Here is a 25653-nt window from a genome sequence, read left to right on the forward strand (position 1 = left end):
TCGTTGAGTCGTCGGCGTCGTGGTCGCGCGGCTGGGTCAGGCGGGTTGCGTGTGCCGTGCGGGCTTGATGTGGGGCAGGATCTGCTCCCCGACGACGTCGAGGTAGGTCGAGTCCGCGACGTCGGGGATGGTGAACAGGAAGTGGTCGATGCCGGCGTCCTGGTAGGCGCGGATGCGCTCGACACAGGCTTCCGGCGTCCCGGTGATCAGTCCGGTGTCGGGAATCGACTGGAAGCGGCCACGCAGCTCGTCCTGCTGTGCCGGGGAGTCGGTCGGTGCGAGCAGGGTGGTGATCGACAGGCGCAGGGTCGCCGGGTCGCGGCCGATCGCCTCGCACTCACGGTCCAGCAGCGCGCGGCGCTCCGCGCACTTCTCGGCGGGCCACCATCGGACGTTGACGCCGTTGGCGTGGCGGGCGGCGATGCGGTGGACCCGCAGCCCCTCGCCGCCCACCCACAGGGGCGGATGCGGCTGCTGGAGCGGGGGCGGATCGCAGACCGCCCCGTCGATGCTGTAGAAGTCGCCGTGGAAGGCCGGGTGCGGTTCGGTCCACACCTGGCGCATCACCTGGAGCGACTCGCCGAGCGCGGTGACCCGGTCCCCGGTCGGGGGGAACGGGATGCCGTATGCCTCGTACTCCTGCTGGAACCAGCCCGCTCCCATGCCCAGGTCCAGTCGGCCGCCGGAGATGACATCGAGGGTGGCGGCCATCTTGGCGAGCACGGCGGGGTAGCGGTAGGAGTTGCACAGCACACTGGTGCCCAGGCGCACGGTGGTGGTGTCGCGGGACAGGGCCGACAGCGCGGTCCAGCATTCGAGCAGCGGGACCGACGGCGAGCGGCTCTGCTGGGCATCGCCGTCGCTCTCGGGTCCGGCGGTGATGCCCGCGTCCCGGACGTAGTCGTCGGGGCTGAGGGTCAGGAAGTGGTCGCACAGCCACACGGAATCGAACCCGTAGGACTCGGCCGCCTGCGCGGCGCGGACCATGTCGGGATAGTTGCCCACGGCGAGGCCGCGGATGGTCAGGGCCAGGATCAGCCCGATGTGCGGCCCGGACTCATAGGCGGGACCGGGGCCCGCGCCGGAGGGATCGGTCTCGTTCATGGACGTCGCCTTTCTGTCATGTCGGTCATGTCGGTCATGCCGACCGGGGCGCCGGAGACGGTGCGGGGAAGGGTTACGGTGAATCCGTAGCGTTCCGGGCGGTAGTGGAAGATCACGACTTCCAGTGGACGGTCGTCGTGGCCGAGGCTGACCCGCTCCAGGACGAGCACGGGTGCGGACTCGTCGATCTCCAGCGCCGCGGCGACGTCCGGAGAAGCCGCGGCCGCGTGGATCTGGTGCCGGGCCTGCGCGATCCGCACCCCCAGGCGCTGCTCCCACATCGTGTACGTGGTCTCGGTGGCGGGTTCGCCGGAGCGCAGCGGCCCGGCCGCCTCCAGCACCCGCGTCGGGAGGTGGATCGTGACGAGCGCGACCGGCTTCTCCCCGTCCCCGTACCGGCGCCGGATCGTCAGTACCTCGGACTCCCCGAGGACCTGCGCGACGTGGGGCGCAGCGGATTCGACCCCGAAGCCCAGGACGTCGATGTGCGGTGTGACGCCCTGTTCGAGCAGGACCTCGGTGATGGTGCGCACGCCGGAGGACAGCTCCTGGTCCACCGGTTCGGAGACGAAGGTGCCCAGTCCTTGCTTGCGCACCACCCAGCCCTGCGACTCCAGGGCACCCACGGCGGCACGGACCGTGATGCGGCTCAGACCGGTCTCGGCGATCAGCTCCCGTTCCGTGGGCAGCCGCGTTCCCGGCGGCAGCTGCTGCTTGAGGATCAGTGCCTTGATCTGCTCCGCCAGCTGCGTCGTCGCCGGTGTCCGGCCCCGTTCGATCCGGAATCCGGCGGCCGACAGGTCGAAGCGGGGCTCGTTGCCCATGTCAGATGTCATAAGTCGTATTGAACCCGGCGACAGGCCCGGACGCGTAACACCCCCTTCGGGTGTCACGGCCGGCTGGATCACCGAACCCTTGACGCATGTCATGAGACGTTTTATAACGTCTTACATCTGGTGGGCGCAAGTAGCCCCCGCCGAGAATCAAAGGAGCCCCCGTGTCGGACCAGAACCACGTGACCGTGATCGCCCGCTTCACCCCGGCCTCAGACCGCGCTCCGCAGCTGCGGGCCCTGCTCGAAGGAATGATCGCCCCGACCCGCTCCGAGCCGGGATGCCGCTCCTACGACCTCTACACCACCGAGACGGAAGCCCCGGACTTCGTCCTCCTGGAGCGCTACCAGGACTCCGCGGCCCTGGAGGCGCACCGCACGACGGCCCACTACAAGGCGTACCGCGCCCAGCTGTCCGACCTCCTGGCCAAACCGGTCGAGGTTTCCGTCCTCAGGCCGGTCAACGTCATCGGCTGACGACGGGCACGTCACGACGTCGCGCGACCGCTCAAAGGAGAGCACCATGTCCGACCTGCAAAACGACGTGTCGCCCCCCAGAACTCTCAGCCCGTCCCCAGCCGTGCCCCACATCGACAAAAGCAGCCGCCGGGCGCTGTTCGCGTCCTGGCTGGGATGGACCTTCGACGGGTTCGAGACCTACGCCCTCGTCCTCGTCGGCCCCACAGCCGTCATGGCGGTGGGCACCGAAGCACAGCTGGCAGACCTTCCCACCTACATCAGCGGCCTGCTCGCGGCCACCCTCGCCGGCTGGGCGCTCGGCGGGATCCTCGCCGGCTTCGCGGCCGACCGGCTCGGCCGGCGCCGCACCCTCATCCTCTCCATCCTCTGGTACGCCCTCTTCACCGGTCTGACCGCACTCGCACCCGACTACTGGTGGCTGCTCACCCTGCGCTTCATCACCGGCATGGGACTGGGAGCGGAGTGGGGCAGCGCCACCGCCCTGATCGGCGAACTCTGGCCGGACCGTTCACGAGGACGAGCCGCCGCAGTGCTTCAGTCGGGCTTCGGCGTCGGCGCAGTCTTCGCCGCGCTGGCCTGGTACCTGCTGGAGCCCGTGGGCGACAACGCCTGGCGCTACCTCTTCCTGATCGGCACACTCCCGGCACTCATCGTCCTCTACGTACGGCGGGCCGTCCGCGACCCGGAGATGTGGACCTCGGTCCGCGACCGGCGGCGCAAGGCCAAAGCCGCCCAAGAAGCCGGCGACACCGTCACAGCCGCAGACAGGGAACTCCTGCGCTCCCCCTTCACCGCCGTCTTCAGCCACGCCCACCTACGCCGTCGCGGGCTGCGGCTGCTCGTGCTGACCGTCGTGTCGGTCATCGGCCTGTACGCCGTGTCGGCCTGGATCCCCGCATACACCGCCCAACTCGCCAAGGACACCGGCGAGACGGGCACCCGATGGGGTGCCAACGCCGGCCTGGTGTTCAACGGCGCCTCCGTACCCGGCTACCTCCTGCTCGGTTACCTGGCCGACCGCTGGGGCCGAAAACCCACCATGCTCCTCTACTACTCCGTATCCGCGGCCGTCGTCCCGGTCTTCTTCTTCGCCGTCCACACCCCGCAGGCGGCACTGGCCGTGGCAGCCGTGGCCGGGTTCTTCGTCCTGGGCCAGTTCGCCTGGATGCCCATCTACATGCCCGAGCTGTTCCCCACCTCGGGCCGCGCCACAGCGATCTCCGCGGTGTTCAACTCCGCGCGCATCGCAGGCGCGCTGGTCACCCTCGGCACCGGAATGCTCATCAGCCTGCTCGGCGGGATCACTGCCGCTGCCACGGTCGTCGGAGTGGTGATGTACGTCATCGCCATCGCCACCGTCTGGTTCGTCGGGCCGGAGACCAAGGGACAACCCCTCCCTCAGTGAGCCGCTTCCAGGTCCCCACCGGCCACGACCGCACAACGGCAGCCGGTGGGACCACCAGTGAACACCGCCTGGCCGGTCAGACCACCCGGCCCTACGCCGAGAACGTCGGAGGGCTCCCGAAGGCTCCGCGCCCGTGATCCACAACGGCCGGCCCACCCGAGCCACACGGCCGACTGGCGGACACCCTCTCGTTCGGGACGCTGTTCCTCTCCAACCCCGACCTCGTGCACCGCCTCCGCCTCGGCGCCGCTCGCCGCGGCCGACGAGACCACGTTCTACCGCGGCGACCACCGCGGCTACACCGACTACCCCCGCCTGGGGGAAGTCCTCTCGTGACCGTCGGCGTTCATTCACCTCCCACGGTCTACTCGCGCAGGCTTCTCGGCCCTCTCTCCGTTCGCTGGGCTTTGAAGAGCTGTTCACCAAAGCCCTGGCCGACGAAGCGTAAGCCTCGTCCCACAAGACGCCACGGCCCCGGGAAGACCAGACCAGCCATGACGCTTTGACTGAGCTGGTCCAGGCGCAGGCGGACAATCCCACCGGCTTCGTCCCCCCGCACCGCTGGGCACAGATCCTGGAACGGCACTTCCGGCCGGACCTCCCCGACCCCGGCCACACTGCCGAACAGCCGCACCATGGGGCACACAGCACCGGGTCAGGGGCTCCTTCGGAGGCCCGCACCGGCGTGAGCTTGGGCGCAGGGCCGGGCCTGGGCTGCCCCGGACCAGCCCGCGTTGCCGGTGGTGGCTGGAAGGCTGGAGGGATGAACGGCGATGAGCATCTGCTGCGTGGCCGGGTCTACGGCTGTGACCACGACGACCCCGACCCGGGGCCGCTCCCGCACCAGACCTAGCCCGCGCTCATAGGCGGGCCGCTGGATGGGTTGCTGCTGGACATCACCGGTTGGCGGCCCGGGGAAGTCGATGGTGGCGTAGCCCTGGCCACCGAGCTCGGTCAGTTTCCCGGCGGGCGGTCGCTGTACGATCCCCGCCCCGGCGAGCCTCGCACACTGGGCCCGGGCGTGATCTGCCGCTTCTACCACTCTGCCGACACGCCCTGACCGACACGCCCTGACCGACACGCCCTGACCGACGCCCCGACCGCGTCAGGTCAGCGGCCGGTTCGTCTGGCCTGAACCTCCGGCTACGGCCTGCCATGCTTGAGTGGTGCTACTCGCTGATCACGAACATCGCATCAGGCTGCGTCCGCTGCGCTATCAGTTCCCGGTGGTCAGCGGCGACGAGTATGACGACAATTGGCTGGTGGCCGAGGGCGAGGTGATCACGCCCGAGGGCAGTTGGTCCTTCGCCGAACCCTGCCTCCTGACCGATGAGGCACGCCAGATCTCTCCATGGCTGCGCGCCGTCGGTGGAGCAACGCCGGCGAGCACACAGCCGGACCTTTACTTCCTGGAGCCCGTTGTGTCCTTCAGCCACACTGGCTCGGGCTTCGTGCGAGTCCATCTCTCTCAGGAGGCGGCGCCCCCATGGCTGGATGGCGATGAGCACTTGGACGAGTACGTCATCGAGATCAAGGCCACCGCCGCCAACCTGCGCCAGGCGGCGGACGAGTGGGATCGTTGTCTGGCCCCGTTCCCCCCGCGATGATGGTGCCCTGTGCCCTGTGCCCTGTGCCCTGTGCCCTGTGCCCTGTCACCTGCGCTTCTGCTTCGAGGCCGGCGTTCCGCACACCCCTTTGTGGCCAGACGACGTCAACAGTGCCCACGGTTCCCCCTGCGAGCTGGAACGACTGCCTATCAGCACGGCCACGCGGGAGGAGCTGGGCGAGACTGTGCGAGTGGTACCAGCCGTCCATCGAGTGGGAGTACCCATCGGGCCCGTCGCCGTGGACCGAGGAGCAATGGGCCCTGTTCAGGCAGCAGGCGGACGCCGCACTGGAGGCTCTGCACCGGGAACTGAGTGACGGCTGGATAGTCGAGGACCGTCGCGACGGCCCGTGACACCTGTACGCAGCAGCGGGCTGGCCCGTCAAAAGGGCAGGCACACCACTCGTTACGTCGATGTCGGCGGTGTCTCAGAACGCGCCGGGCGCTGTCACCGGCCGTCGGTAGGGTGACGGCCGTGATGGTGGGCAGTGAAAACACCCGGCTGGTCGTCCTGCGCGGCAACAGCGCCTCGGGGAAGTCGTCCGTCGCCGTCGGCCTCCGCGAGCGGTTCGGCCGCGGCCTGGCCCTGGTCGGCCAGGACAACCTCCGCCGCATCGTGCTCCGCGAGCGGGACAGGCCCGGAGCAGCGAACATCGGCCTGATCGACCTGACGGCCCGCTACGGACTGGATGCCGGGTATCACGTCGTGGTCGAAGGCATCCTCTGCGCCGACCGCTACGGCGACATGCTCGCCCAGCCGCGCGCCGACCACCGCGGCCCGACCCACGGCTACTACCTGGACGTACCCCTCGACGAAACCCTCGCCCGACACGCCACCAAGACGATCGCCGATGACGTCAGCGAAACGCAACTGCGTGACTGGTCACGGCCGCGCGACCTGCTGCCCGACGGGCTCGAGACCGTCATCGGCGCCGACAGCGTCCTGCACGGGACCGTCGACCGCATCCTGCTCGAGACCGGCCTGGCCCACCTGCCCGCACTGGACTGCTGACCTGGGTATGCGCACCAGATCACCCGCGCGCCCTCGAATTCGCCGGATTGACGTCGTTTTTTGGCTTCATTGCTCACCGCCGCGAGACCCTCCGGCCCGGTTCGGCTGAGAGTCCGGGCGTGAGACGGTCACGTTCCGTGGTGAACCTGAGGAACCGACGATGGGCACGACTCGCAGACGCCGAAGCAGGGCGGCAGAGCCCGCCAGGCACAGCCACTGACCAGCACGTAGATGATCGCCGCGAGCAGCGTCTCATCAGGCGTGTCCCGGCCTCCCGCCGCCCTGCGGCCGCACCTTCGACGGCGGGATCAACAGCTTGGCGGTCTCCCGCAACCCGTCCCTAACAATCCAGCACCGCCCAGCCGCGGGCGCGGCGCAGGGTCGCGGCGTGCGCAGCCGGTCGTCGCCTGTACGCCTGCCCACACCCCGGTGGCAGGGTGCAGAGGGCACCGCAAGAAATACGACAGAGGGTGTCGGTTTTTGTGGAGACAGTGGGGGCGCCGGCCGGTGCCGTGTGGTGGCGCGGGCCGGGACGACGGACAGACAAGGACCCTCATGCGCGAAACACCCGACGACCTCCACCGGCTCCAAGCCCTCCTTGACGCCTCGCTCTCTCGCTCCACGGCGCACCTGCGGTCGATCATCAGCAGCGAGCGCACGCTCACCGCCGAGCAGCTCACTCGCGTGCTCACCGGCATGTGCACGCTCGCGCTGTCCACCGTGACGGCGAAGGGCGAGCCGCGGGTCAGCGGCGTGGACGGGCACTTCCTGCACGGAAAATGGCACTTCGGCACCGCGCGCGGCGCCGCCAAGGCACGGCACCTCGCCGCCCGGCCTGCCGTCAGCGCCGCGCACATGCGCGGGGAGGACCTGGGCGTGTTCACACACGGCACCGCGGAGACCCTCAACCCCCACCGCGGCGAACCGGCCGCCGACTGGCCGGACCTGCTCACGTACTTCCGGGACTTCTACGGCGACGACGCCTTCGACTGGGACAACGACGTGGTCTTCTACCGGCTGCACCCGCAGTGGATGGCCGTGTTCGCCCCCGACCTCGCCAAGCTCGGCGGGAAGGCCGACGAGGCGTGACCCGGCCCGTATCGGACACGCGCATGCCGGCCCCCCACGCCGCCGGGGCCGGCAAGACCCGCGACACCATCGACGTCGTGGGCGCCCGCACCAACAACCTGCGCGACGTGTCCGTCAGCATCCCCAAAGGCCGGCTCGTCGCCTTCACCGGCGTCAGCGGCAGCGGCAAAACCTCACTCGCCATCGACACCCTGCACAGCGAGGCCCAACTGCGGTACCTGGAGGGCCTTTCGCCGTTCGTACGCCAGTACATCACCCAGCGCAACCGCCCCAAGGTCGACCGCATCCTCGGCCTCGGCGCCACGCTCGCGGTCGACCAGCGCCGCCTGAACCGCAACCCCCGCTCCACGGTCGCCACCATCACCGGGATCGACGGGCACCTCGGACTGCTCTACTCGCGCCTCCCGCGGATCGCCCCGGACCCGGACCCGGACCCGGACCCGGCCGCGGGCGCCGGTCCCCTGACCACTGCGCACTTCGACCGCCACACTCCCGAAGGCAGCTGCCCGGACTGCCACGGCGCCGGCGGACGCTGGCAGGCCCAGGAAGACCTCGTCGTCACCCGCCCGGACCTCCCCCTCTTCGAAGGTGCCTCCCCCTGGTACGCCAAGTGGCGGTCCGGAGAGCACATGTTCGTCCCCGCACTCGCCGCCAAACGCGGCGTGGACCTCGGCCGCCCCTGGCAGTCGCTGCCCGCGGCTTTTCAACACGAGGTCCTGTACGGCACCGGCGAGGAGGCGGTCGAGGCCACCGTCGACATCCCGAACAAGAACCAGACGGCTCGTATGACCTACACCTCCAGCCAACCGCTGCGCGGCGCGATCGCCGAGGTGGAACGGGTGTTCGTCAACGCCCAGACGGCCGACGCCAAGCAGCGCTACCTGCCGTACATGCGCAAGCAGGCCTGCGGCACCTGCCACGGCAGCGGATTCGATCGGGCCGCCCGGTCCGTACGTCTCGGCGGCCTGACCTACCCCGATCTGCTGGACGTGGATGTACGCGAGGTCCGCCGCTGGGCCGGGCACGTCGCCGACTCCCTCGACACCCGGCAGCGCACCGTCGGCGAGCCCCTGCTGCAAGACCTCGGACGCCGGCTCCGCCTCCTGGACCGGCTCGGCCTGGCCCATCTGCAGCTGTCCCGCAGCGCCGCCACGCTGTCCGGCGGTGAGTTGCAGCGCACCCGGCTCGTCGCTCAGCTCGGCACCGAGTTGAGCGACGTCATCTTTGTCCTGGACGAACCCGGCGCCGGGCTGCACCCGGCGGACAAGAAGCACCTCCTCGACATCGCCCTGGAGTTGCGCGAAGCCGGCAACACCGTCCTCCTCGTCGAACACGACCCCGAACTGATCGCCCGCGCCGACTGGATCGTCGACATGGGCCCCGGCGCGGGCCGCCTCGGCGGCGAGGTCCTGGTCTCCGGACCGCCCGCCCTGGCCGCCGCCGACCCCGCCTCGGCCACTGGCCGCTACCTGGCCGGCAACGGGCCGCGGCTGCGCCGTACCCCCCGCCCGGTCCGCGATGACGCCGGCTGGGTGGAACTGCACGGCCTGCGCGCCCACAACGCGGCCGCGGAGCTGCTGCGCCTCCCTGCCGGGCGGCTCACCTGCCTGACCGGGGTCAGCGGCAGCGGCAAGAGCAGCGTCCTGGGCGCACTCGCCGCGGGCGTGGCGGCCGCACTCAAAGGCACGGCCGCCGACACCGTGCGCGAGGTGACCGGACTCGACGGATTCGGCTGGGTCGCCGTGGTCGACCAGGAACCCCTTGGGCGCACGCCGCGGTCCAACCCGGCCACGTACAGCAAGGCGTTCGACATCGTCCGCAAACTGTTCGCCGCCACCGACGCGGCACGCGCGCGCGGCGTCGACGCCTCCTGGTTCAGCTTCAACACCACCGGCGGCCGCTGCGAGACCTGCACCGGCTACGGCCGCAGGCTCGTCGACATGCACTTTCTCCCCGACATGTGGGTGGTGTGCGACACGTGCGACGGCCGGCGCTACGGGCCCGGGGCCCTGGAGGTCACCTACCTGGGGCTGTCCGTCGACCAGGTGCTGGGCCTGACCGTCGCCGAGGCCGGGGAGGTCTTCACCGAACCCCGGCAGCTCGCGGAGACCCTCGCTGCGCTCGACCGGGTCGGGCTCGGCTACCTCCGGCTCGGCCAGAGCGCCACCGAGCTATCCGGCGGCGAGGCCCAGCGCCTCAAACTCGCGTCCGCGATCCAGCGGGGCGCGGCGAGCCGCAAGGCCGGCCTCGTCGTCCTCGATGAACCCGTCTCGGGCCTGCACCCGTCCGACGTCCAGCGGGTCGTCGACGCGCTCGACATGCTGCTCGACTCCGGCAACACCGTCGTCGTGGCCGAACACGACATCCCCGTCGCCGCGTCCGCGGACTGGGTGATCGACCTCGGACCGGGAGCCGGCCCCAACGGAGGCGCGGTGGTCGCGCAGGGCACCCCCGACACCGTCGCTGGCGCGGACACTCCCACCGCCGGATACCTCCGCCGGTACGCGGCCGGCCTGCCACTCCTGGACGCCTCGAAGGACACACGGCGCTGATGTCCAGGAACGGTTTTTCTGATCAGTAGTGGGCGGTCTGGCCTGCGTTGATCAGTTTGTGGTGTGTCTGCGGGCGGGGGATTGCGGTGTGCGAGTAGCTGTAGTGGTTGTGGGTGTTGTGTTTGAGGGAGGGCCTGGCCTGCGGGTTTGTCGCGTAGCTGTTGGGTGATCAGGTTGTGTCAGCTGCGTTGTGCGAGGTTCAGATTCAGTGTTCGTTGGTATGTGGCGGCGTTTGGACGGGCTTTGAACTGGACTGCGTTGACGGGATGCTCGCCTCTATCGCCTCTATCGCCTCTATCGCCTCTATCGCCTCTATCGCCTTTGTTGATGATCATGTGTTCGCCGGGCTCGGGGGGCGCGTGTCCGTGAGGTCGTCTCGGGTTACTGGTTGTCGGCCCATGTAGGGACGGGGGTAGGTGTGGATGTCGCCGAGTGCGAGGCGGAGGGGGCCGAGGAGGCGGTGGGCGAGGCTGGGGGAGAGGTCCTCGATCGCGAGCGCCGCGGCGGCGAAGCATACGGACTTTTGTTCGTCTGAGAAGTCCGTCACGCGTTTGCACGTGGGTGCGGGCTGCTCGGTCCAGTGCTGTTTCGGTGTGTTTGGTCAGGGCGTTCTTCAGTTGGGCCCGGTTGGTGGTCGTAGCGAGGTTTTGTTGTCCCGCTCGGGAATACGATTCTGGGTTTGGCCTGCGGCTTCTCCATGCAGGGAAACGGCCTCCGCAGCACCTGGGACGATCCTTCGATGCCGCTGTCGATCGTCACCGCACTGGTCCGGAATCTGATCAGAGTGCCCGCCGCCGTGCTGCGCAGCCGGGTGGCCAAGGATGCGGAGGTGCTGGCGTTGCGGCACGAGAACGCGGTGCTGCGCCGCCAGATCGCTCGGGTCCGCTATGAGTCCGCCGACCGGTATGAGTCCGCCGACCGGATCTGGCTGGCCGTCCTTTCCCGGCTGGTCCCGCGAGAGCGCTGGCGTCAGGTCTTCGCGGTCACGCCGACCACGCTGCTGGCCTGGCACCGACGCCTGGTCTCCCGGAAGTGGACATTCACCGAGCGCCGCCATCCGGGACGGCCCCCCGACTGCGCCCACCGTCAAGCAGCTCATCCTGCGTCTGGCGCGCGAGAACAGCACCTGGGGCCACCGCCGCATACAGGGCGAGCTCGCCCGCCTTGGCTACTCCATCGCCCCGTCCACCGTATGGGAGATCCTGCAGTCCTCAGGAGTTGCCCCAGCGCCGCATCGCTCCGGCCTCACGTGGCGCCAATTCCTCACCACCCGGGCCCACGGCATCATCGCCGCCGACTTCCTGCATCTCGACACCGTGGCGCTGGGGCGCCTGTACGCCCTGATCTTCATCGAGCACGGCACTCGCCGACTACACCTCGCCGGCGTCACTGCCCACCCCACCGCGCAGTGGACCGTCCAGCAGGCAAGGAATCTCTCCATGACGTTGGGGTGCCGGATGGACTCGCTGCGCTTTCTGCTGCGGGACCGGGATACGAAGTACACCGACGCCTCCGATGCCGTCTTCCAGGTCGACGACGTACAGATCCTGCTCAGCCCGCCGCAGGCACCGAAAGCGAACGCGATCTGCGAGAGAGCCGTGGGCACCCTCCGGCGCGAGCTCCTCGACCGGATCCTGATCTACAACGAGGCCCACGCCCAAGCGGTCCTGGCCGAGTACATCCGGCACTACAACCAGCACCGCCCCCACCAGTCCCGGCGGCAACTGCCCCCGGACAGCACCAAACCACCCGCTCCAGCCACCGTCACCGACCTCCAGGCCCACCGAATCCGGCGACAGCCCCTCCTCGGCGGCCTGATCAATCAGTACCAGAGGACCGCCTGACCGGACGGCCTCGCCGCAGCTCACAGCACCGAATCGTATTTTCGAGCGACACAGGCCAAGTCTTCGGCTTCGGCGAGTCCAAGGCCGAGCAGACGCCTTCGCCTAAGCCCTCGGTATCCGCCCCGGCGGCACGCTGATGACCCGGCGCCGACCACGGCTGCGGCTGCGCAAGCCTCGTGGCACGGGCGAGCACATCGCGGCCGGAGTCGTCGCCCTGGCGGCAGCTAACCTGCTGCTCCAGATGGTCCGCGCCGCACGGGACGCGGTAGTCCGCGGGTGGCCACTCCTCCTCGTCCTGGCCGCCAGCGGCCTCGCCTATGGGCTGTGGCGAGTGCTTCGCGCAGCACGAGCGCGGCAGACCCGGGCCGAGAAGCTGGCGCTTCTGCGGATCACACTTGCCGACATCGACGCCATGGACGACCAGGCGTTCGAGTTCGCGCTGCGAGACCTGCTCATCCGTGACGGCTGGTCGGCCCGCAAGGTCGGCCGAAAAGGAGACCAGGCAGCCGACGTCATCGGCGACCACCCACAGCGCGGTCGGATCGTCGTGCAAGCCAAGCACACACGTGTCGGCGGGAAGGTGGGGGCATCGGTGATGTACGCGGTGAAAGGGACGGCCGGACCGGTCCATAAGGCCGATCACGCTGTCGTCGTCACCAACGGCGCCTTCACCCGGGACGCCATGACGTGGGGCGACCGGCACGGCGTTCACTGGGTCGACCGGGAGAAGCTGCAGCGCTGGGCCGAGAGCGGCGCCGCCCTACACGAACTTCTCGGAGTCTCCGCGCGCTCTCGGCCGAACCGGTTCAAGCGCGCAGCCTGACCGGCGGAGTCCCTGGTCAGCTTTCATCACGTCTGAGGGTTTGGTGTTCGACGAAGACGGGTCGCTCGACCCGGTACTGAAGTTCAGCCTGTACGCAATCCTCACGCTGGCCGCGGGCAAGATGCTCTGGGAGTGGCTCACCGAGGACGTCAGCCGGTGGATCACCGTTGACCTGTGGGGCCTGATAGCCGATCACCCGTGGTGGACCGGGCTCATCGTCGCCATCGGGCTGTCCGTGCTTCTCCTACTCGGCAGACTCCTGTCATTCCTGCTCGGTGCCGACATCTACGTCGGCCAGCAGGACACGTTCGCCGATCCGTCTGACGACTCGGCCGACCCTGACGTACTGACGTTCAAGATGAAGCAACTGTCCGCGATGAGCGCGACGGGCTTTGAACAGGCGTGCACCGACCTTCTGGCCCGTGACGGATTCCGGAGTCCGCGGCGGGTCGGCGGCGCCGGGGATCTCGGCGTGGACGTCACCGCCCGTGATGACGAAGACCGTCTCCTGATACTGCAGTGCAAGCAGTACCAGAACCCAGTCGCATCAGGACACGTGCAGAAGTTCAACGGGACAGCCCGCCTGCACCACGGAGCCGACCTCCCCATCATGATCGCACTCAACAGCTTCACCCAGCCGGCAGTCGGCTTCGCCCAGCACCACCAGCTCATCCTCATGGGCCGCCCGGAACTGAAGAAATGGGCCCACGGCCAACACCTCTACGACGTCCTCGGTATTCAGACCACGACATGGTGACACCAGTTTGACGCCATCCTGCAGCCGACCCGCGAGATCGGTGCACACACCGCTCTCTCGAGCGGCATGCACCGTCCGGTCTGTGGACTGTCTCGCACCATGCGGGGGCGGGCCCCTTCGCGTGAACCGCTCGACGCCGATTCAGCGTGGTCCGACACCCGGCCGCCAACGATCCGCATGATCTGCGCTTCTTCACAGGCCCCGCCCGAACCACTCCCGCAGCATCAGACGCTGCACATCGCGACTTCCGCCATCAACTGATGACGTGGCCCAACTGTGGCGCGCGCTGCCCGCCCGGATCTCCCGCCCCGCACGGCTGCCTCCGAGAGCCTATGGTTCTCGGACGCTGTTGCGTCTTGGGGTGGCTGAGGCAGGAGGCAGGGTGGTTACGTCGAAACGGCCAGAACTCAGCGGAGTGCGGGCCCCGAGTCTCTGAACGGGACTTTCGCGAACGGGTGTTGCGGGGTGACGGGAAAGTGGCTGTCGGGGTTTCGTGTAGTTGAAAAGACCGGTAGTCATGTTCGCGTCGAGATCAGCTCGTAACCAATACAGGCGAGCGGCCCGGGTCCGCGCGTGTCCGCGAGTGGTTCGCAAATGTGCGAGTCGGGGGGGACGCACGCGAGCGCGTGTCTGGACGTGAGGAGTGATGTGACCGAGCAGTCAGGGCCTGATCATATACCGCCGGGGTGCACCCCTGCTGATCAGTGGTCGTGGGACGCCTACCTCGTCGGGGCGCCGACACAGTCCCGGTTCCCGGAGCTCACCACGGACAGCCCCGCCTCCGACACCGTGGAGCGGGTGGTCGCAGCCCTCCCCGTCGAGACCTCACGGATGATCGAGCGACTCGCCGCCGAGGAGCGGACGACCACCGGCGTCTTCTTGGCGACCGTCGTGCAAGCGACGCTCTCATGCAGCGCCGACCAGCCCGAGGTGCTCATCGCCTACCTCACATCCGCGGCGCCACCGGGCCGCACGCTACCGCTGCGCTGGATGCACCAGGAGGCGCATACCTTCCGCGACCGGCTGCGGCACAACGCCGTGGCTGCCGTAGGCACCACCGCAGCCGGCAGTGTCCCCGCGTTCCCAAGCCACGTCCTGGTGACCGCATCCGCCCGCCGCCCCGCGGCCCCGTCCCCGCACGCGGTCAAGAACCACCACCTCGACCACGTCGGCCACGAGGCCTCCTTCCGCTTCCACTCGGGCCAGGACGGCACTCTCGCCTTGGCGGCCGACTACCGCAGCCGGAGGTTCAACGCCGACGGCGCCGCGCTCGTCACCGGCCGCCTGCTCTACCTGATCGACGCCGTCGCGCGCTCTCCCGAAACCCCCGTCCGCGACCTGCCCGTGGTGCCCGACGATGAGCGGGCACGCCTCCACTGCCTGACCGCCACCGGCCGAACACGCCCCGACGCGCCGCGCTTGCACGATCTGGTGCGGGAACAGGCCCGGCGGACCCCCGACGCGATCGCGGTCCAGGACGAACAGAACCAGCTCACGTACCGCCGCCTCCTCGAGCAAGCGGAGGCGGTCGCGCGGCAGCTGCGCCTGCGGGGTGCAGGGCCGGACACGGTCGTCGCGGTGTGCGCCTTGCGGTCGGCGGCACTGGCCGTGGCTCTGCTCGGCGTCCTCCTCGCGGACAGCGCGTATCTGCCGCTCGACCCCGGCCACCCGCTACAGCGCATCCGAGACATGCTCGCCGAGACCGGCACCCGTGTCCTGCTCGCCGACAAGGACTGCCGCGACACGGCCCGCGCCGCTGCCCCGGACCAAGTGACCGTTCTCCCTCTCGATGCATCCGGCGCCCCCGCAGCCCCGGGAGGCTCAGCTGGCGTGCCCTCAGCCCCCCGCCGCGGTGCACCTCGGGGCGACAGCGACCTCGCGTACGTCATCTACACCTCCGGCTCCACCGGGCGTCCCAAAGGCGTGGCCGTCGAGCACAGGGGCATCGTCAATCGCCTCCTGTGGATGCAGTCCACCTACCGGCTGCGCTCCGACGACGTGGTGCTGCAGAAGACCCCCTACACTTTCGACGTTTCGGTGTGGGAGTTCTTCTGGCCGCTCATCAGCGGCGCCCGCCTGGTGATGGCCCGGCCGGGCGGACACCAGGACCCCCGCTACCTGACGGCGGTGATCCAGGAGTTAAGGGTGACCACCGTGCACTTCGTGCCCTCGATGTTGGGAATCTTCGTCGAGGAACTCTCCGTACCGGTCTGCCGCTCGCTGCGCCGGGTGTTCTGCAGCGGCGAGAGCTTGCCGGCCTCCCTGGCCAACCGGTTCCGGCAAGTCAGCGGCGCCGAGCTGCACAATCTCTACGGTCCCACCGAGGCGTCGGTCGATGTGACCCACTGGCCCTGCCGTCGGGCGGAGCCCGCCGGAACGTTGCCGATCGGCTATCCCATCGACAACGTCAGCGCCTATGTGCTGGACCGCTCCGGGCGGCTAGCGCCGCTGGGTGCGCCGGGGGAGCTTTGGCTGGGTGGGCCGGCCCTGGCACGCGGCTACTTCGGGCGACCGGGGCTCACCGCGGAGCGGTTCGTGCCCGACCCGACCGGTTCGGGACGGGGGCGCAGGCTCTACCGCACCGGGGATCTGGCCCGTTGGCACCTGCGGGGCTATCTGGAGTTCCTCGGACGGCTCGACCATCAGGTGAAGGTGCACGGGGTCCGGGTCGAACCGGGCGAGATAGAGGCTCAGTTGCGCAGACATCCGGCGGTGCGGGAAGCCGTGGTGACCGTGCGGCACGACATGGGCGCCAGCGCTCGGCTGGTCGGCTATGTCGTGCCGTCGTCCCGTGAGCCCGCGTCCGCGGCCGAGCTAACCCGGCATTCGGCGGAGTATTTGCCCGAATACATGGTGCCGTCGGCCTTCGTAACGCTGGAGGCCTGGCCGTTGACCGCCAGTGGGAAACTGGACCGGGAGGCTCTTCCCAAGCCGCAGCTCAAACGTCGACGAAGATAATCCATCAGGAATATGCCAACCCTATTGACCTTCCTGGAAGTCATCGCCTAAACTTCCTTCCGGAAGCACAGGATAAGAGCAAGTTCAGGCACGATGCTCAACCCTCTTGGCGGAGGGTGCAGAGAAACACTTACCGACCTCACCCGGAGGGAAGTGTCATCGGAGAAAATGCCGGACTCGAGGCTCTCCTGTTTCCTCAATTGCTGATTCATTCTCCCTCGACTGGCTCGTCTCGGTGAGGCGTGCCCCATGGATGGCCGTGGTGCGTCCACGGCTGGTTGGTAGTGCCCCCTATGTTCCCAGAAGGAGGTGACTCGATATGACCGCCGAAGACTTCCTGGCGTCCCGCGAGGCGGGAGAGGCCGCGACGAAGTGGTAATCGTCGAAGCCGGCAGATAGCGGGATGCCGGGGGAGCTGCCCAGCCGATGAGTTCACCCGGCATCCCGTCGGTCCAGGACACCGAGACAGGGGAGGGACATGCTGCAAGACCTCGCGAACGAAACGTCCTTGGGCGGACTCGCCGGCCAGGAGTACCGCGACCGGATCGAGCGGATCGAGAAGGCGCTGGCCGACGCGGCCGATGCCGACCTCTCCCTGCCGGACCTGAGCACCTGGGCGGTCCGGCACCCGGACTGGAACGTGCGGCGGCTCGCCGTCGAGACCCTCGGCGCCAGATTCTCCGACGTCCCGCAAGCACGCGAGGCGATCAGCGAGGCGATCCACGACGACGTGGACTGGGTTGCCTTCACCGCGATCAAAGTGGCAGGTCAACGCCGCATCGCCGAGGCCGTACCGCATATGATCCGGATCTCCGGATGGCCGAGCAACTTCACCAAGCCCGCCTACGCGCGCAAGCCGGTGGGCTGCGGGGCGGCTTTCACCAAGGATGCACTGCTGCGGTTCTTCGGCTCCACCGACCCGGATGAGCTGCGCAACCTGGAGAACGAGCACTTCGCCTCCCTGCACGCCCAGGTCGCCGCCGCACGGCGCGAGCCCGACCTGCGGGACGCGGTACTGGTCCCGGCCGGTCCCTTCATAGCCGGGGCCCGAGTACAGGAGATCGGCCCGTTCCAGATGGACAACACCGATAACCCCCTGCGTGTGGAAGAACTCCCTGCCTACTTCATCGACCGGACCTGTGTGACGAATCAGCGTTACGCTGAATTCCTTGAAGCGACGACAGGATCACACGAATTCGGGCATCCGGACGAGCCCGACGGTAAAGACTACACGCCGGCGCACTGGCACGATCGGCGGTTCAACGACCCGAAGCTTCCCATTGTCGGAGTCGACTGGTACGACGCCTATGCGTTCGCCAAGTGGGCTGGCGGGCGACTTCCGTCCGAAAACGAATGGGAAAAGGCGGCGCGCGGCACCGACGGACGTATCTATCCCTGGGGTGACGCCTGGGATAACTCAAAAGCCCGGAGTGTTTTCACCGCATACGGCCGCGACGACATCCAAGACCTCGCCGGCCTCGAAGAACTTCTTGTCTCCACCACGGTCGACTGGCCCGAGAATCCGGTGGTGCCCGCCGATTCCCATCCGTCCGGCGCCAGCCCGTACGGCCTGCTCAATATGGCGGGGAACGTCTGGGAACTGACCCGCACGAATTTCTTCACACGCGAGGACATGGCCCCCTACTTCAAAGGCAGAAGCGGCCAGGAGTTCATGAACCGGCCCGAGGCTTTCCACGTGCTGCGGGGCGGGACGTGGACATCACCGCCGGTCTGTCTGTCCACGTTCTACCGCGGCAAGGATCTGCTGACCGACCGACACAACGAGGTTGGATTCCGCTGCGTCTACGACGCCCCCACCAAGTGAGGTCACCGATGTCTGCACCGTCCGCCCCGGCAGCGACCCGGCCCGGCACCGCACCGGGACGCGAGGAGGTGCGGCGTTCCCTGACCGAGGCCGTCCACCTGCTCGCCGAACTCGGCTACAGCGAAGGCATCGCCGGACATGTCAGCGTGCGGGACCCGGAAGACCTCGACGCGTACTGGGTCAACCCCTTCGGCATGGACTTCCATCACGTCACCCCGGACAACCTGCTGCTGGTTGGCGCCCAGGGCACCGTCCTGGAGGGCACCGGCGACCTCAACCCCTCGGTGGACCCGCTCCACGGCGAACTGCACCGCAGCCGCCCGGATCTGGTGGCTTTCGCCCACACCCACTCGATGTACGGCAAGACCTGGTCATCACTCGGCCGGAAACTCGACCCGATCACCCAGGACGCCTGTGTCCTCTACCAACGGCACGGCCTCTACGGCCAGTTCATGGGACTGGTAAACGCCCGCCAAGAGGGCAAGGAGGTCGTCAAGGCGATGGCGGACGGCACCGCCGTCATCATGCAGAACCACGGCTTCCTCACCGGCGGCCGCAGCATCGGCGAAGCGATCTGGCTGTTCGTCGTCATGGAACGAGCAGCCCAGTCCCAGCTGATGGCCGAGGCCGCAGCCTCCGCCCCCCGGCTGATCCCGCACGATGTCGCCGTCGACACGGGGCAGGCACTGGCGAAACTGGAATTCGCGGACAAACAGTACCGCAATCTGTACGAGACGACATGCCGACGCCGATGAGCCGCGTACCGCACCGGAAGAGGACGTCTCTATGAAGCTGGGGATCAACTTCCTGCCGACCGTCGGACCCGACGAGGTGGCGGCCCACCAGTTCTACGACGAGTGCATCGAGCTGAGCGCCGTCGCCGACGAACTCGCCTTCAGCCACGTAAAGATGGTCGAACACCACTTCCACGAGTGGGGCGGCTACAGCCCGGACCCGGTGGCTCTCCTGTCCGCCGTGGCGCGGGCCACCCGCCGGGTCCGCCTGGTCACCGGCGCCGTGACCCCGGCGTTCAACCACCCCGTAAAGCTAGCGTCCTCACTCGCGGTCCTGGACAACCTCTCCCACGGCCGGCTCGACGCCGGATTCGGCCGTGCCTTCCTGCCGTCGGAATTCGAGGCGTTCGGCGTGGCCCTGGCCGACAGCCGCGCCCTGCTGGAGGAGAACGTCGAGGCGATCAGGCGGCTGTGGAGCGACGAGAACTTCCGCTGGCAGGGCCGTTTCCACCGCTTCGGCCCCCTGCCCCGGATGCTGCCCCGCCCCGTACAGCAGCCCGCGGTGCCCATTTTCATCGCGGCGACCTCCTCGCCCGAGACGTTCAGCTGGGCCGGAGAGCATGGCCACCACCTCATGATCATCCCCATAGTGGCGAGCCACGAGAAGCTCTCCGGGCTCCTGGAGACCTACAGGAAGGCCCGGACCGACCACGGCCACACCCGCTCCCACCGGTTGCACGTCAGCTACCACTGCTATGTCGCCGACAGCCACGCGGAGGCCGTCGACCGGGCCGGCCAGCACTACGAGGCCTACCGGGGCAAGCAACTTGAGGCATACGGCAGCTGGCGCGGCATCACCTCCCGGCAGTACCCGGGCTACGAACGCATGGAGGACGCCGCGCGCACGACCACGGTCGCCTCCCTGACGGCCGCCGACAACATCATCGTCGGTGGAGTCTCGGAGGCTGGAGCGACGCTGCGCCGCATCCACGACCTCTACCCCGGTGCGGAGATCAGCCTTCAGTGCCGCTTCGGATCCGTCACTCACGCGGAGGCCCTGCGGACCGTACGGCTACTCGGCGAGAAGATCCTGCCCGACCTCGCGCAGCTCGGCCCCGAAGAAGCCGGCCTTCTCTGACCCCGAATGACGATGACGGTGATCCAGTGACAACGCACCACACCCCGGGAGACCGGGCCCAGGCTGCCACGACCCACGGCCTGGTCGAGCAGCTGGCCCGCACCCGGCCGGACACCGTCGCCCTGCGCGGCCCCGACACCTTCGTCACCTACGGGCAGCTCAACACCCAAGCCGACGGCCTCGCCCGCGCACTCGCGGACGCCGGAGCCGGACCAGGGGTACCGGTTGCCCTCACACTGCCCCGCTCCTGCGCCCATGTCGTGGCAACCCTGGCCATCTGGAAGCAGGGCGGCAGCTGTGTCCCGGTCGACCCGCTGCTGCCCGCACAGCGCGCCGAGCGGCTGATGGCGCTCTCCGGGGCGCGGATCACGGTCGGCCCCGGCCTAGAGGTCTCCACCACCCCGGCACCTGGCGACCCGCACACCTGGGCGGCCGGCTCCGCACCGGCAGACCGCATCGCCTACGTGTTCTTCACCTCCGGCTCCAGCGGCGAGCCGAAAGCCGTCGCGATCCCGCACTCCGGCATCGTCAATGAAGCACTGTGGACCGCCGAGACCTACGACTTCGGCCCCGGCACCGTGGGCAGCTGGCTGTCCTCTCCCGGCTTCGCCATCACTCGCTGGGAACTGTGGTCACCGCTGACCGCCGGGGCCTGCGTCGCCGTCGCTGAAGAAGGCACCGAATGGGACGCTCCGGCCGTCCAGCGATGGCTGTGCGAGAACGGCGTGACCTGGAGCGTGGTGGTGACCGGCCTCGGCGAGCGGCTGATGGCGCTCGCCTGGCCCAGGGACACCGCTCTGCGGGTCCTGATCACCGGTGGGGAACAGCTGAGGTCCTGGCCCGAAGGGCTCCCCTTCGAGGTCGTCAACTCCTACGGCGTCACGGAGACCTCCGGGGTCCGTCTGGTCGCCCCCCTCACCCCCCACGACGCTCCGGGCGCACGGCCCGAGGGCCTGCCACCGATCGGCACGACCATCCGCGAGACGTCCGCCCACGTCCTCGACGCGGACCTGCGCCCGGTCCCCGACGGCGAGACGGGCGAGCTGTACATCGGCGGCACCGGGCTCGCCCACGGATATCTGGGCCGCCCCGGACTGACCGCGGAACACTTCGTGTCCGACCCCTTCCGGGGCGCCGGACACCGCATGTACCGCACCGGAGATGTCGTACGCCGTACAGCGGACGGATCCCTCGGATACGTCGGCCGGGGCGACGGCCAATCCAAGGCCCGTGGCGTACGCCTCAACCCCGCCGAGGTCGAGTCGGTGCTGCTCGCCCACCCCAGTGTCACTGCGGCAGCCGTCCTCGTCCGCCCCGACGGCGTCACCGGATACGTGGTGCGCCAGGACGGGACCGACCTCCACGCCCATGACCTGCGTGCCTTCCTCGCGGGCCGGCTGCATGCGGCGGCCGTGCCCACTGTCCTCGTTGAACTACCTGCGCTTCCCGTCCTGCTCAGCGGCAAGACCGACCGCAACGCACTTCCCCGACCCACAGCGGACAACACACTTACCGACCGCTACGCCCCACCGCTGGGTCCCGCGGAGGAGACCGTCGCCGAGGCATTCGCCGCGATCCTGAGCGTCCGCCAAGTCGGCCGCGACGACGACTTCTTCGCCCTCGGCGGCGACTCCCTGGGAGTCGCCCGTCTCAAAGCCCGCATCGAACAGCGGTACGCCGTACTGGCCCCTGCCGCAACGCTCTTCGAGGAACGAACCCCGCGCCGCATCGCCACCGCCCTCTTCCCCCACGACGGCCCCCTGCCGCCCCCGCCGCCCGTCGAGCGCGCCACCGGCCCGGAAGCCGCCGACAGCCGAACCGACTGGGTTGCTACCCTCAGCGACGACGAGGTGGAGGACCTGCTGGCGGTCATGGACCGGATGGAGGAAACGTGACCACAGAGGCCTCGCACCCCCACAGAGCCGATGGGAAGGACCGCCGCGCCGACGGCAAGAGCCGGCGCCAGGAACTCGCCGAACGCCTTGGCCAGCCCGACACCCTGGCAGGCACCACCCGCGCCCCACGGATCGTGCCGCCTTCCAGCGGCCAGCGCGGACTGTGGTTCCTGGAACAGATCGCCCCGAAGACCGCCGCCTACGCGGAGACCGTGGCGATCCAGCTCGACGGACCGTACGACACCGCCGCCCTGCGCTCGGCGCTCGCCACTGTGGTCGACGGCCAGGCCGCGCTGCGCACTGCCTGCGTCACCGGCCGCTCCGGCCCCGTACAACTGGTCCACCCGCCCGCCACGGTAACCGTCCCGCTCCAGGAGAGCACCCACCCGGGGGACCCCGACGACCCGCACACCCTCCAGGCCCACCTGGAACACGACGGGATGCTCGAGCCGTTTGACCTGGGCCGTGCACCACTACTGCGGGCCCGCCTCTACCGTGTCTCACCCACCCGCGCCACCCTCGTCCTCGTCGTCCACCACCTCATCTGGGACGGCGCGTCCATGGGAGTGCTGCTGGCGGAACTCACCGCCGCGTACGAGGCACAGACCACCGGCCGTAGGGACACCACGGACCGCACGGGGCCGGACTACACGGACCTGACGCTGGCCGAACGCGGCCGGGAGAGTGACGCCGACTACCAAACCTCCCTGGATCAATGGGCGCGGTTGCTGCGCGACGCCCCTGTGACCGTCCTCCCCGCGACGACCGGCCCCGGCGACACCGCAGAGGCGGCACCCGCCGCCCCCCGCCGCAGCGGCGTCGTACGGCGCACCATCCCCGCCCCGACCGCCGAACGCCTTCGGGCCCGGGCCGCCGAAGCGGGCTGCACCATGTTCATGATGGGGATCGCCTGTCTCACCGCCGCCCTGCGCCCCGGACCCGCGCCCCTCCCCGTCCTCGTAGCGGCTCCCATGTCGGTACGACCGCCGGACGCCGAACGGCTCATCGGCTACCTGACCAACACCGTGCCCGTCCTGGTCACCCCGCCGCCGGGCAGCTCGCGGCGGGCGTTCCTGGAAGAAGTACGCCACAGTTGTGTGCGGGCATGGGCCCACCGCGCGGTGCCCCTGGAAGACATCGTGGCGGCCGCTGCACCGGCCCGCACCGTCGGCACCGCCCCGTTCGCCGACGTCCTGTGCAACTACACCGCCTTCCCGGAACCCGTCCGCGATGCGACCGGCCTGACCTGGCAGGCCCACTGGCTGCCCAGCCGCAGTCCACGCTGCGCCCTGCTGGCCTCCTGGAACGAATCGCAGGACCAGTTGCTCGTCCGGCTCGAATACGATCCCGGCCGGCTCACGCCCGAGACGGCGAACGACATCGCCGACGCGATCCTCGCTGTGGCCGAGCACCTCGCCGAGGCCGCCGACACCCCTTACGACCTGCTGCCCGCCCTCGCACCCCTGGCTCTCCCGACCCGGGCAGCGGCCGAGCAGGCCATCCGGCCCGGGACAGAACTCCCCGGCGCCGCAACCGTCACGTCCGGGGTCCGGGCAGCGGCCGAGCAGGTGTGGCGCGAGGCCCTCGGCCTCGATGAAACCGACGAACTCGACGACGAGGACGACTTCTTCGAGCTCGGTGGCCGGTCCCTCGACGCGGCCAGGATCGCGACGAAACTGAGTGCCGCGCTGGGGCGCGACATCTCCCTGCGCACCGTGCTCGACACGGAATCCTTCGGTGAGTTCCTGGCCCAGGTGGAACTGGCCCCCACCACCGCGATGAAAGGGGCCTGACATGCCCGATCCCTCGGCGACCTTCGGCACCGGCGCAGCACTGCCCCTCGCTACCCGGACCACGCAGCTCAGGTCCTCGGCCATCGGCACCGTCCTGCGGCTCGCCGAGGCGCCCGGGATCATCTCCCTCGCCGCGGGCAGCCCCGCACACGAACTGTTCCCCGCCGCAGCCGTCGAAGAGGTGTCGAGTCGGCTGCTGCGTGAGCACGCCGACATCCTCCAGTATGGCGACACCGCCGGACTGCCGCAGCTGCGCGAGTGGATCGCCACCCACGTCGGGGCACGGCTGAGCGCACTGCCCAGACCCGAGCACACGATCCTGGCGCACGGCTCACAGCAGGCCCTGGACCTCGTCTGCAAGGCCCTGCTGAACCCCGGGGACACGGTGGTCGTCGACCGGCCCTCGTACGTCGGGGCACTCCAGGTCTTCCGGCTGTTCGAGGCGGAGCTCGCCTCGGTCCCGCTGGCCTTTGACCCCGAACTCGCCGCTCTCGCCGACGCGCTGGAGCAGGGGCTACGGCCACGTCTGGTGTACACCGTGCCGGACTTCGCGAACCCCACCGGCGCCCGGCTCACGCTGGTGCAGCGCAGGCGGCTGGCCGACCTCGCCGACCGGTACGGTTTTGTCATCGTGGAGGACGACCCCTACGGCGAGCTCCGCTACGACACGGAAGGGACCACGGCGCCCCTTCCCTCGATAGCGTCCCTCTCCGACCGGGTGATCCGCCTCGGCAGCTTCTCCAAAGTCCTCTTCCCCGCCGCCCGGCTCGGATACCTCACCGCACCCGCACAACTGGCCCCGGTGCTCGGCCTTCTCAAACAGGCATCGGACCTCGGCAACTCGGGGTTCATCGAGCGCATCGTGCTGGAGCTGGTCACCCGCCCCGGCTTCGTGGAGGACCAGAGCGCCGCGGCCCGCACTCTGTACGTCGCGCGCCGCGACGCGCTCGCCCTGGCCCTGCGCCGGGAGTTCGGCGACAGACTGCAATTCGAGGTGCCCGAGGGCGGATTCTTCATCTGGGCCCGCTTCGCCGACCGCACCCACGCCGCTGACCTGCTGGCCGACGCGCTCCGCCACCGAGTGTCCTACGTTCCCGGTGCCGAGTTCTACGCAGCCGACCCTGACCAGGCGACGCTGCGGCTCTCGTTCTCCGGCTGCTCCACGGGCGACCTCACACGCGCCGCCGGACGTCTGCACACCACCTGGAGCGCGGCGGCGGACCGCAGCCCGGCGAGCAGCACCCCGGGCAGTGGGGCGGCCCGGTGAAGAAGACCCTCAAGGCAGTCCGCCGGAACGGCACTTTCGGGCCGCTCACGAACGCCCCTTTCGACGTGGACCGCTTCCTGGCCAGGCCGCTGGTGGCCCGGTTGGCCACGGACGGCCCGACGGTGCGCCCGGTGTGGTTCCTGTGGGAGGACGAGTCGTTCTGGGTGCTCACTGGCTCCTGGTCCCAGCTGCCGCGGCGGCTCGCGAAGAACCCGGCATTCGAACTCGTCGTCGACATCTGCGAGTTGGAAACCGGCGTCACCCAGCAGGTGGTGGCTGGCGGGCAGGGCCGAATCGTGCCGCTCGACACCGCCCGGGCGCGACGCAAACTGGTTCGCTACCTGGGTCCGGACGAAAGGGTGTGGGACCCGCGGTTCGCGCCCAGCGACGCCCCCGAGAGCGGGGGTACCCTGTGGGCCCACCTTGTGCCCGACGTCCTGCGGATCGCCGATCTGTCGTTCACACCCCCGGGCGTCACGACGGGAGAGGCGGGCGCGCGTGGGTGAGCTGGACACCGGCGGCACACCGGCACGAGACAC

The 25653-nt window shown here is 69.3% G+C and carries 18 protein-coding genes and 3 pseudogenes; 18 read left to right on the forward strand and 3 right to left on the reverse strand.

The window, feature by feature from the left end:
* Positions 1 to 36: 36 nt before the first annotated feature.
* Both AS97_RS46165 and AS97_RS46170 read right to left on the reverse strand, forming a co-directional pair.
* Positions 37 to 1104 (reverse strand): LLM class flavin-dependent oxidoreductase, encoded by a 1068-nt coding sequence (locus AS97_RS46165; protein ID WP_059142202.1) that lies wholly within the window; start codon positions 1102 to 1104, stop codon positions 37 to 39.
* Positions 1101 to 1940 (reverse strand): GntR family transcriptional regulator, encoded by an 840-nt coding sequence (locus AS97_RS46170; RefSeq protein ID WP_247204740.1) that lies wholly within the window; start codon positions 1938 to 1940, stop codon positions 1101 to 1103. The genes AS97_RS46165 and AS97_RS46170 overlap by 4 nt, the downstream gene beginning before the upstream one ends.
* A gap of 161 nt (positions 1941 to 2101) precedes the next feature.
* On the opposite strand from AS97_RS46170, the gene AS97_RS46175 reads away from it, so the two are divergent.
* The 5 genes and pseudogenes from AS97_RS46175 to AS97_RS46195 all read left to right on the forward strand — a co-directional run bounded on the left by AS97_RS46175 (position 2102) and on the right by AS97_RS46195 (position 6439).
* Complete coding sequence (locus AS97_RS46175; protein ID WP_066028028.1) at positions 2102 to 2413, forward strand: putative quinol monooxygenase; 312 nt, start codon at positions 2102 to 2104, stop codon at positions 2411 to 2413.
* A 46-nt stretch (positions 2414 to 2459) separates the two neighbouring features.
* A complete protein-coding gene (locus AS97_RS46180; protein ID WP_210567057.1) occupies positions 2460 to 3821 on the forward strand; it encodes an MFS transporter in 1362 nt (453 codons plus the stop codon).
* Positions 3822 to 4584: 763 nt separating this feature from the next.
* Positions 4585 to 4881: pseudogene (locus tag AS97_RS46185) on the forward strand (hypothetical protein).
* A gap of 103 nt (positions 4882 to 4984) precedes the next feature.
* Positions 4985 to 5428: a hypothetical protein gene (locus AS97_RS46190; protein WP_247204741.1), complete on the forward strand. Its 444-nt coding sequence runs from the start codon at positions 4985 to 4987 to the stop codon at positions 5426 to 5428.
* Positions 5429 to 5905: 477 nt separating this feature from the next.
* Positions 5906 to 6439, forward strand: coding sequence for a kinase (locus AS97_RS46195; protein ID WP_210567058.1), 534 nt, complete (start codon positions 5906 to 5908; stop codon positions 6437 to 6439).
* A 167-nt stretch (positions 6440 to 6606) separates the two neighbouring features.
* Here the strand turns inward: AS97_RS46195 and AS97_RS46200 are convergent.
* A pseudogene (locus tag AS97_RS46200) lies at positions 6607 to 6835 on the reverse strand (transposase); the annotation flags it as partial.
* A 159-nt stretch (positions 6836 to 6994) separates the two neighbouring features.
* Here AS97_RS46200 and AS97_RS46205 point away from each other — a divergent pair.
* The 13 genes and pseudogenes from AS97_RS46205 to AS97_RS46265 all read left to right on the forward strand — a co-directional run bounded on the left by AS97_RS46205 (position 6995) and on the right by AS97_RS46265 (position 25620).
* On the forward strand, positions 6995 to 7528 hold the full coding sequence (locus AS97_RS46205) for a pyridoxamine 5'-phosphate oxidase family protein (protein ID WP_210567059.1): 534 nt from the start codon (positions 6995 to 6997) through the stop codon (positions 7526 to 7528).
* Positions 7529 to 7551: 23 nt separating this feature from the next.
* Positions 7552 to 10080, forward strand: a complete 2529-nt coding sequence (locus AS97_RS46210) for an ATP-binding cassette domain-containing protein (RefSeq protein ID WP_210567060.1) — start codon at positions 7552 to 7554, stop codon at positions 10078 to 10080.
* Between the two features lie 739 nt (positions 10081 to 10819).
* Positions 10820 to 11924: pseudogene (locus tag AS97_RS46215) on the forward strand (integrase core domain-containing protein).
* Positions 11925 to 12060: 136 nt separating this feature from the next.
* A complete protein-coding gene (locus tag AS97_RS46220) occupies positions 12061 to 12747 on the forward strand; it encodes a restriction endonuclease (RefSeq protein WP_210567061.1) in 687 nt (228 codons plus the stop codon).
* 43 nt (positions 12748 to 12790) lie between these two features.
* Positions 12791 to 13504 (forward strand): restriction endonuclease, encoded by a 714-nt coding sequence (locus tag AS97_RS46225; RefSeq protein WP_210567444.1) that lies wholly within the window; start codon positions 12791 to 12793, stop codon positions 13502 to 13504.
* Positions 13505 to 14152: 648 nt separating this feature from the next.
* On the forward strand, positions 14153 to 16462 hold the full coding sequence (locus tag AS97_RS46230) for an amino acid adenylation domain-containing protein (RefSeq protein WP_210567062.1): 2310 nt from the start codon (positions 14153 to 14155) through the stop codon (positions 16460 to 16462).
* 478 nt (positions 16463 to 16940) lie between these two features.
* The gene (locus AS97_RS46235) at positions 16941 to 18287 is read left to right on the forward strand and encodes an SUMF1/EgtB/PvdO family nonheme iron enzyme (protein ID WP_210567063.1); all 1347 of its coding nucleotides are present in this window, start codon (positions 16941 to 16943) and stop codon (positions 18285 to 18287) included.
* An 8-nt stretch (positions 18288 to 18295) separates the two neighbouring features.
* Positions 18296 to 19042 carry a class II aldolase/adducin family protein gene (locus AS97_RS46240; RefSeq protein WP_210567064.1) on the forward strand — a complete coding sequence of 249 codons (747 nt, stop codon included), beginning with the start codon at positions 18296 to 18298 and terminating at the stop codon, positions 19040 to 19042.
* Between the two features lie 31 nt (positions 19043 to 19073).
* Positions 19074 to 20159, forward strand: a complete 1086-nt coding sequence (locus AS97_RS46245; RefSeq protein WP_210567065.1) for an LLM class flavin-dependent oxidoreductase — start codon at positions 19074 to 19076, stop codon at positions 20157 to 20159.
* 26 nt (positions 20160 to 20185) lie between these two features.
* A complete protein-coding gene (locus tag AS97_RS46250) occupies positions 20186 to 22054 on the forward strand; it encodes a non-ribosomal peptide synthetase (RefSeq protein ID WP_210567066.1) in 1869 nt (622 codons plus the stop codon).
* Complete coding sequence (locus AS97_RS46255; protein WP_210567067.1) at positions 22051 to 23847, forward strand: condensation domain-containing protein; 1797 nt, start codon at positions 22051 to 22053, stop codon at positions 23845 to 23847. The genes AS97_RS46250 and AS97_RS46255 overlap by 4 nt, the downstream gene beginning before the upstream one ends.
* Before the next feature lies 1 nt (position 23848).
* Positions 23849 to 25114 (forward strand): PLP-dependent aminotransferase family protein, encoded by a 1266-nt coding sequence (locus AS97_RS46260; protein WP_210567068.1) that lies wholly within the window; start codon positions 23849 to 23851, stop codon positions 25112 to 25114.
* On the forward strand, positions 25111 to 25620 hold the full coding sequence (locus AS97_RS46265; protein ID WP_247204742.1) for a pyridoxamine 5'-phosphate oxidase family protein: 510 nt from the start codon (positions 25111 to 25113) through the stop codon (positions 25618 to 25620). The genes AS97_RS46260 and AS97_RS46265 overlap by 4 nt, the downstream gene beginning before the upstream one ends.
* Positions 25621 to 25653: the final 33 nt, after the last annotated feature.

It is taken from the genome of Streptomyces sp. AgN23, from assembly GCF_001598115.1.
Taxonomy (GTDB): domain Bacteria; phylum Actinomycetota; class Actinomycetes; order Streptomycetales; family Streptomycetaceae; genus Streptomyces; species Streptomyces antimycoticus.